An 8,520-nucleotide genomic window follows, 5' to 3' on the forward strand; every position below is an offset into this window, starting at 1 on the left:
ACACCCTCATCTGCGAAGAGCCCGTAAACCCGTCGCCCGTGCTATCTCATCCGCGAGTGTCCGACGCCGCAGGAAGGAAGTGATGCCGTGGGCCGGCTGGCGCGTGCGGCAGGGAGATGAGGTGGGTTCCTGAAACAGGTGCCTCTACCTGCTGGAGGTGCAGACCGATCATGTTGACGAGTGTGGCGGCGACGGCAGCGAGGTCTGCGGCCGAGCCGTGGAACGTGGGTACGGAGCATCCTCTGGTGGGGATCAGTTCGTCGCCTTCGGCTGCTTCCTCCCAGAGTGCGTGGTACAGCTCCAGCGCACCATCGGCCAGCACCGAGCGTCCTGCTTGGTCGTCGAGCTCAGACGGCGTACGGGGGGCACCAGGCGCGCAGATGTTGGCGATACCGAGCGTTCCCGTCCTGGCGTCGGTGGCGACCTGGGCGATGAGGGCCTTGCGGTCTTCGCCGGCGAGGGTGTCGAGGTAGGTGGTGATGCTGTGGCTGACGGTGGCGTCGATGATGAGGTCCGCGGAAAGGGAGACGGCTGGATCGGGGACGCTTCCTTCTGCGACGATGACGGTCAGGTCGTCGCGGATCGCCTGGAGGCGCGTGGCGAGGGCGTCGGCTTTCGTCTGGCCGATGTCGGCTTCGGTGTAGTTCTGTCGCACGAGCAGTCCGCCGATGATGGTGCCGGGGTCGCAGACGGTGATGGTGCTGGCTCCGGCGCGTGCGATGAATTCGGCGAGCCATGAGCCGAGTCCGCCGCAGCCCCAGATGTGAACGGTCTTTCCTTGGAAGCCGTTGACGGGACGGTTGTCGTCGCGCCGGGTCGTGACTTCTTGCCGTTCGTCGGACATGTTGCACCATTCGATGGGGATGTCGGCGTTGATGATCGCGGGGTCGAGGGTGATCGCGGTGCCGTGCTTCTTGGCGAGGCGCCGGAGGGCGTCGGCGGTAGTTGCGGGGAGGCGTCCGCCGAGAAGATGGTGCGGTCCGCCTGCGGGGTGCGGAACGGCGAGCACGAAGTACTGCTCGGTGCCGTCGGGGTTTCGTAAAGCGCTGGCGAGGAGCGATGTGAGGAACGCCGGCGACTGCGGTGAGACCTGTGGTGACCGTCCTTCGGCGCGGTCAAGGTGCGGGTCGTCCAGGAGCGTCAGGAACAGCGCGAAGGTGGATGCCGCGCCGAAGGGGAGGTCGCTCGCAACGGCAAAGACGGGCGTGCGGTGTCCGTCGTGGTCTGCCGAGTAGGTGAGGTCGTGGCGGTGCGGTGAGCGGGTGATCAGCCGGGCGATCTGATGCTGCTTCGGCGGGCCGGGTTCGCGGACGACGATGGTGGGCGTGCCGTCGGCGTGGTGGAGCACTCCTCCGACAGCGTGGTACATCGCGGTCGAGGGATCGAACGCTCCGGCGGAGGCATCGGTGAGCCACTCCCACAGTCGGCTGAGGAACCCGGCCATTCCGGCGGATGGGCGCCACTCGCGGGAGGGATCGAGGTAGATACAGAGCCGCTGCCCTTGGAGGACGTGCGGGAAACCGAGGAAGCGTGTGTGGTCAACCTCGGCGCTCGGCGGCGAGAACAGCGACGGGCGAATCTTGACGATGAACTCCTCGTCGTCTCCAAGTTCCAGCCCGCCGGGGCGGTGAGGGATATCTGCGGTGTGGAGCCGGAGTCGGAGGATGGCGTCGCCGTCAGAGTCGAGCCGAGGCTGTTGAACTATCCGGACGTCGTGGGGGCGCTCCCTGGCAAGTGACCTCAGCTCGTCAACGAGATGCTTCTGCCAGGCCGAGAGCGTGGCCCGGTTGCGTCGGCTCATCCCGCGCGGCCAGACCGCCCCACGGTGGAAGCGGCCGCGGGAGCTGCTGCCGGGAACTTCGCGCTGTTGGACGAGGTGGCCGGGGCCTTGAAGCCGTCACCGAAGATGCCCTGCCACAGCTCGATGCTGCGCTCCTTGTTCTCCTCCTCGTACGCTTCCTCGATTTCGGCGGCGTGGACATGAATGCGGTCTCGGAAGTAGCTGTAGGTGGACTGCTCCCACCGATGGTCGAAGGTGACCCCGGACCCGGACGGGTCTGGAATGGAGGGCTTGGTCGGGCGTGCCTGGAGCCAGGCGTCGAGGTCCTTGACGAGGTGCAGGAGGGTGGTGGGGACGTCGCTGTAGTAGCCGGGGTCGAGCAGCGTGCGGAGCTCGGTGACCTGCTCGCCGAGCAGTGTCGTCAGGAGGATCGACCGTGTGCCGGTGAAGGAGTTCTTGTGGTCGCGCAGGTACTTCATCAGCCGGATGACCTTGCGGAGGTTGCCCTTCGCGAGCGCGTCCTTGTCCTTCATCCAGTCCGTGAAGCCCTGGGGGTCGGTCTGCTCCCAGGCGTTGTCGTCGCGGTTGACGATGACTTCGCGACCATCGGCGAGGTTGAGGTGCGGCACGATGTCGAGGTGCATGGAGTTCGCGTAGACGACTCGGACGCAACGGCACTTGCGTGAGTGCGGCATGTTGCCGTAGGTGCTGTGGCGGTGCAGGGCCGCGTAGACCTCCTCGATGTACTTCTTGGGATCGTCGGACCAGTCAGCGTTCTCGCTCATGTCGAGCATAAAGTCCGCGTCGAACTCGTTGCTGCCCACCGGGTTGATGATGGTCTTGTGCGCCCACGAGCCCTGGGGCGTCTTGCCGAGGATTAGGTGCCCGATCTGCTCGTCGGCCTTCAACGCCTTGTAGACCGCCTCGACGCGAGAGTCGAGCGAGTCGAGCTTCACCTGGCCGAGGTTGACGGTGTCCTTAAGCAGGACGTTGAAGTAGTCAGTGAGCTTCATCGGGAGACCTCCGTGGTCGACGTATTGGTCGGGTCGCCGCGGTGTCGGTCTCCGATCAACGGTGTGTACTCGGCCGCGCGATGATCTGCGAACCGCGCGGTGTAGATGGGGCTGAGCTCGCGGCTCACGGACGCGGCGAGGCCGGCGACATCGCTCGGGTCTGCCGAGTCGAGTGCGTACAGTCCGCCCGGCACGAGAGCATCGAACCTGGTGAAAGCGGCCTTGCCGATCAGATGCTCAGCGATGCCCTGTCCGCCACGGCTGCCGGCTGTGAGGATCAGTGGCGCGATCGGCTTCGCCCAGTTGAACAGCCCGCCGCGGTCGAGGCGCTTGGGGTGGTTCGTGAGCTGGTCGATGGTGCCGACGTTGAGCACCCTGATCGAGGCCAGCGGAACGTCGAGCATGCTCACGGCCTCGGCGATCGCGACGACAGAGGGGTTATTCGCCCACACGCCGCCGTCGATGAGGCGATGTCCATCCACACGTGCGGCAGGAAAGTAGAGCGGCGCCGCCGAGGTCGCCATCGCGATGTCCACCATCGGGATGCGCCAGTCTCGGGCGAGCCGTGCGTGGTGCGGCGTCTTGAAGATGTGCACGGAGCCTCGTTGCACGTCCCACGCCGGGATGACCAACCGCTTCGCGCTGTCCCCAAGCAGCCGCTCACCGAGCACCTTCGTCAAGGCGGTGCGCAGCGCATCGCCGTCGTAGATGGGTGCAGTGAGTTGGCGAGGCCGCCGCCACAGTCGCCGACGCGTGGCCGGGAAGACCGCCTCGACCAGTTCTTCGTAGTGCCCCACGATCTCGCTCGGGGTGAGACCGGCACCCAACCCGAGCGCGACGATGCCACCCGCCGACGTCCCGGCGATCAAGTCGAACGAGTCCTTGATGCTCACGCCGAGGTCCTGTTCCAGCCGCGCCAGCACGTGAGCGGTGAACAGTGCCTTGGCTCCGCCACCATCGAGGGCGAGAATCTGGAAGCGATCGACGGATGGGGGCCTTGGCTCGATCGTCGTGGATGGATGGTCCTGCCGTCCGGGCGCGTCGGCCTGCCCGGGCGGCATCTCGCCTCCGGGATCGGTCGAACTTGCAGGAACTACACCCATGTAACTATTCTACGCCGCCGCACCGACACCACCGAGGCGCGAGACGGAGCCGTACCGGTCGCACTCATGCCCTTGCTCGCCGAGCAGTCGGCTCCGCAGGAGCGGCTTGTTGGCTTCCCCCGCCTAGACATGCTTACGGAGCCAATCCCAAGCCTTCTGTGGGAGCCAGCCCGAGTAGCTGTCGCCCGAGATGTCAACGACGAGCACACTGTCGGAGTCGTCCAGCGCGGGCTTGAGTCGGTCGAAGGCTTGGCTCGGGCTGAGTGACGAGACGACGATCCGGGTTGAGTCGAGATAGTGCCACCAAGGGCCAAGCGCCTTGATCTTCTCGTAGAGATCATCGTACTTCTGTCCAGGTTTGTTGAGGTCATAACTGATGAGCAGTGCGCTCATGTTCTTCTCCTGACGTGTAATGGGTTAGGCCGGCGACACCGAGGCATCGCCGGCCCACCGGCTACTTCTCGTTACGGACGCCCTTGTGCTGGTTGGGGCTGCCGTTGAGAATCCGGCCAGTACCGGTGTCACGCTTGAACCATGTGGTGCCGCGCTTGAACTCGCTCCGGCTCTTCACGGCACCGACGCGGTGGCCTCGTCCGGTGTTCTTGGCCATCTCCTTCACCTCCGTCCCGACAGCCCAGGTCCGCGTCCGCGGGGGCTCTCACTGAGTAGTCGAGATAGGGCTGTATGGAGTTAGCGTCAGGAACGGCAGTCCACGCAGAGGCCGTCGACAACGAGGTGTGGCTGGAACTGAAGGAAGCACTCGGTGCAGGTCAGTGCGCGCTTGGCATCTCGCTGACAGCGGCAGTCGCCGCAACGAGGACAGAACGGCTGGCCACAGTCCGAGCAGGGGTACCCTCGGCGCTCGAAACTGGTCCCGCAGCATGACCCTGTGAGCAGGGGGCGGGTGTCGAAGTCGCGTTGGATGGGCGCATGAAACTGCTCGACCTCCCAAATGTCTCGATCGCAGAACACGGCCATGACGCGCTTGTCGTCCCCGATCGCGTCGACGTAGAAGTCTGCTCGCGTGCCCCAGGGGGTTCGCCAGGAAAGGCGCCGAGCCGCAGATGCTCCTGGTGCCAGGCCTAGTAGGGAGTGGCCTTCAGTGAGCTTCTGGTCACGCCAAGGGAAAACGGTGGGCCAGCCTTGCTCGGGGTCGGGCTTGACGCTGGCGTGTGTAACGGTGCCGGTGTAGCGGTCGATGATGGCGATGGCCCCCAAGCCGGGTAGGTGCTTGGCGATAGCGATCGCACACACCGGCCGGCTGGCCTGGGAGGCGTTATAGAGGTCGACCAGGTGCTGCGCTCTGATCGGTCCGTTGGCGATGACCGCTGTTGCCGCAGACTCGGGCAAGAGCAATCGCTGGGCGATCCGGTCACAGACGGTTTCGAGAAGGCGGCCGGGCTCGTCCTGGTCGGCTATCCAGTCATAGATGTCCGGCGCCCTCTCGGCGAGCCAATGCCCAAGTTCGTGGGCGAGAGTGAAGTTCTCACGCCGACTCGCTGGCGTGGGCGCATACAGGATCACCCCGTCTTGGAGGAACGAGACGCCATCACACGCGCCACCGTCGTCACGGGAACTAGCTAGGTGTTCGACGGCTCTGACAGTCAGCTCAAGGTCGTCGCGGAGGACGCCAAACGGGTCCCCGGCGAAGCGGGCTCGAACGTCATCCGTCAGCAGGGACAGTGCCTGGTCAACACAACCTTCCAGGTTCATGCGGGTCTCACCCGCGGTCGGCTTGCTCGACAGAAGCGACAAGGGCGTCGAGCGAGCGCAACAGTTGCTCTGTGTCGGGGTGCTCTCCTCGGTGTACGGTCGCAAGCATCCGGCTTTCGAGCGTCGCAGCAGCCACGGCACGTGACACTCGTCGGGCCTGTGACCAGCGCGTGACGAGGTGTTCAAACAGCGGATGCGCGCGTACAGCGCCTACGTGATCGGGCAGAGAAGCCGATGACGGAGCTGAGATCAGGTCGTCTACCCGTGCTCCGAAGATGTCAGCGATTGCCTGGACCACGGCGGGAGGTACGTCTGCCGCTGTACGAGTCTCCCACCTGAAAACGTCGCTCTTGTCGAACTGCCACCCTCGCTCATGCAAGCGTGCGGCAACGTCACTGACGCTCAGTCGCGCACGCTTTCTTACACGAGACAACGCGGCAGAGTCGAGACGGCATTCGCTGTCAGGGAGTAGACCCAGCATTGCTGCCACCGGGTCATCTTCAAGTGCTGGCGCGCCTTGGGCGGCGAGCCAGAGTGCATCCGCCGTCTCAACGATGCCATCAAGTTCTACGCGCTCTCGGTCGTTCAGCTCGACGTCACGCAGGATAAGTTCGCGCTCTTGGGGTCGTTCCAGCAGCTCTGCGACAAGTCTGTCGCGTTCGTCGTCATTCATTTCCCTTCCTCCTTTCTGCGCATTTCCTCTCGAAGGAGCGCTAGCGATCGTGTCGACATCTGGCTCACACGCGCCGGACTCACGTTCATTTCGGCTGCCACCTCAGATCGCGGCCGCCCCAACGCCACGGTCTCCCACACCGCCTTTCGATGGCGTTCGTCCAATATCGCGAGACAGTCCCACGCATGACCAGCCCGTTCTTGTTGGTCGATGGCTTCCGCAATGTCTTCCGCGAGGTCGGAGTCATCGGCACGGTCATGGACGGCTTCGACAAACTCAGGCCCGGCGTGCCGTACCTCTGCTGATCTGATTCGATCCAGCGCCTTTCGCTTCGCCGCGGTCACGAGAAATGCTTCCCAGTTCCGCACATTCCCCGGCGGCGAAGCGATGATGGAGACGATCGCGTCCTGCACCGCGTCCTCCGCCTCAGAGGCGCGACCAGCCTCGCGTAGCACTGAGGCCGCAACCTTGTGCATAGCGTCTCGATGGCGGAGGTAGAGAGCACCGAGGTCTGGCGGCATGTCGGTCATCGCTGCCGCCTCGGCCCCTCGCCCCAGCGCCGGCACCAGCGAGGCTGTCTCATCATCGGCCTCGTCCTCCTCACCTCGTAGTCGGGATAGCGCCTGACGCAGTTAGGCCATTCTGATGGAGACCTGGACCGCCCTCCTGACGATTGTCTCGCTTGGAGTCAGTTCTGTGACGCATCTAGACGTGTCGGATCTTGCGTGCGACCCGGGCAGGGTGGCGTCACAGGCGCCGGTTGGGGGCAGCGGGCTCGACAGGTCGTCGCTCGGCGGCGGTCGGGTGCTGCCGAGCAATGGCGCGTGACCGTGCGAGCGCGCTTCTTGCGCGGGCGAAGTCGATTTTCTGCGCCGTGTCCTCCGGTTCCTGTCCGAGGGGCGTGTCTTGGGTGATGCCGTAGCGGTCGCGGTAGGCAGCGACGGTGCGGGCGTGCCGTCGCCACGCCGCTGCCTTGCGTGGGTCGCGCGGCGGGTCACCGAGTGACAGCGTCCAGGGCTCCGCGGCGTCGCGGGCGGTGTCGAGTACGGCGTCGGTGCGGGTCTCGATCAGCTCGCGTCGCTCATCGAGCGCGTGGCGCATGTCGCTGGTCATCGGGCCGTCCGCGGATGGGACCAGTCCGGCGATCAACCGCGACGCCTTCCGCGTGCGGCCCGAGCCTGTCGGGCGGCTGGTGGCACGCGCCACCCGGTAGTGCAGGACGGAGGCGATGTCGTCGGCATCGGCGAACCCGCGCGCGGCCACGAGACGCGGCAACAGAGTGTCGAGGTCGTGGTGGTTGGCCTCGGCACGGCGCAGTTCCGCGGTGAGTGCACCGAACGCCTCGGACTCGATCGCGGCGTCGGCTTGCTCGGCAGTCAGACCAGAGGCACGGATGAGGGTGGCCCAGCGGTCTCGTTGGGCTGCTGCGGCGATGGTCTCGTATTCGGCGGCGAGCTGGGCGATCGAGCCCCACTGCTCCTGTTCGGCGGTGATGGTCTCGTGCGCGGACAGCTCGGCCCCGACGTGCTGGAGCACCCCGAACAGCACGGACCTACCGGTGGCGTCGGGGTTGTCACCCGGATGCGGGTGGGCGTGCTCGTCGGCCCGGTCGAGGATCACATAGGCCCGGTTGGAGTGCTTGCCGCGGGTCATCGCGACATAGAAGTTCTCCCGCGTCGTGGTCGGCTCCACCACGACATGCGCGGTATCGACAGTGAGGCCCTGCGCCCTATGCGCGGTGACCGCGTAACCAAGATCGACGTGATCGGCCACATACGCCGCGGGGAGGACGATGGAGCCGCCGAAGCGGCGGCCCGTCTTGCGGATCGTGACCGAGCCGTCGTCGCGGACGCCGGTGATGGTCCAGGTGTCACCGTTACGCACCCAGTCCTTGCCGGCCCGTAGGCGGCGGTCGTTGCGGCGGGTGATGACCGTGTCCCCGACCCCGGCGGTGGTGCCGTCGTTCAGCTCGACCTCCCGGCCCGGCTTCAACGTGCCATCCAGGATCAAGTCCGCACGAGCACGGACGTTCAACGCAGTCACGTCGTCGCGGGTCTCAGCAACCAGCACCGACATCAACCCTCGCGCCCGGTCGGCGCGCCAGGCGGTGTAGGCGGCGTCGGTCATCGCCTCGGCCTCACCGTCGCGGATGCGGTCATGGTCGAGGTAGGTGTCGATCACCTCGGTGCGACCGTGACGGAGGGCGAGGGATGCGGGCTCTTCGGAGTTGAGCGTGGG

8 protein-coding genes and 1 pseudogene are annotated in these 8,520 nt (G+C 65.8%); all 9 read right to left on the reverse strand.

All coding sequences use genetic code 11. From position 1 onward, the window contains the following. Positions 1–46 precede the first annotated feature (46 nt). Positions 47–1,801 carry a ThiF family adenylyltransferase gene (locus tag N866_RS13710; RefSeq protein WP_034227303.1) on the reverse strand — a complete coding sequence of 585 codons (1,755 nt, stop codon included), beginning with the start codon at positions 1,799–1,801 and terminating at the stop codon, positions 47–49. Then, positions 1,798–2,793, reverse strand: coding sequence for an SMODS domain-containing nucleotidyltransferase (locus N866_RS13715; protein WP_034227305.1), 996 nt, complete (start codon positions 2,791–2,793; stop codon positions 1,798–1,800). Before N866_RS13715 ends, N866_RS13710 begins: the two co-directional genes overlap by 4 nt. After that, positions 2,790–3,896, reverse strand: a complete 1,107-nt coding sequence (locus N866_RS13720) for a CBASS cGAMP-activated phospholipase (protein ID WP_034227307.1) — start codon at positions 3,894–3,896, stop codon at positions 2,790–2,792. The genes N866_RS13715 and N866_RS13720 overlap by 4 nt, the downstream gene beginning before the upstream one ends. Before the next feature lie 123 nt (positions 3,897–4,019). After that, a complete protein-coding gene (locus N866_RS13725; protein ID WP_034227309.1) occupies positions 4,020–4,289 on the reverse strand; it encodes a hypothetical protein in 270 nt (89 codons plus the stop codon). A gap of 61 nt (positions 4,290–4,350) precedes the next feature. After that, positions 4,351–4,506 (reverse strand): hypothetical protein, encoded by a 156-nt coding sequence (locus tag N866_RS21985; protein ID WP_169307770.1) that lies wholly within the window; start codon positions 4,504–4,506, stop codon positions 4,351–4,353. 86 nt (positions 4,507–4,592) lie between these two features. Continuing rightward, complete coding sequence (locus N866_RS13730) at positions 4,593–5,609, reverse strand: ImmA/IrrE family metallo-endopeptidase (RefSeq protein ID WP_034227311.1); 1,017 nt, start codon at positions 5,607–5,609, stop codon at positions 4,593–4,595. A gap of 7 nt (positions 5,610–5,616) precedes the next feature. Beyond that, complete coding sequence (locus tag N866_RS21015) at positions 5,617–6,282, reverse strand: hypothetical protein (protein ID WP_155855376.1); 666 nt, start codon at positions 6,280–6,282, stop codon at positions 5,617–5,619. Next, positions 6,279–6,812 (reverse strand): sigma-70 family RNA polymerase sigma factor, encoded by a 534-nt coding sequence (locus N866_RS20525; RefSeq protein ID WP_216699452.1) that lies wholly within the window; start codon positions 6,810–6,812, stop codon positions 6,279–6,281. Before N866_RS20525 ends, N866_RS21015 begins: the two co-directional genes overlap by 4 nt. A 217-nt stretch (positions 6,813–7,029) precedes the next feature. Continuing rightward, positions 7,030–8,520: pseudogene (locus tag N866_RS13735) on the reverse strand (MobF family relaxase); the annotation flags it as partial.

This window comes from Actinotalea ferrariae CF5-4 (assembly GCF_000603945.1).
Classification (GTDB): Bacteria; Actinomycetota; Actinomycetes; order Actinomycetales; family Cellulomonadaceae; genus Actinotalea; species Actinotalea ferrariae.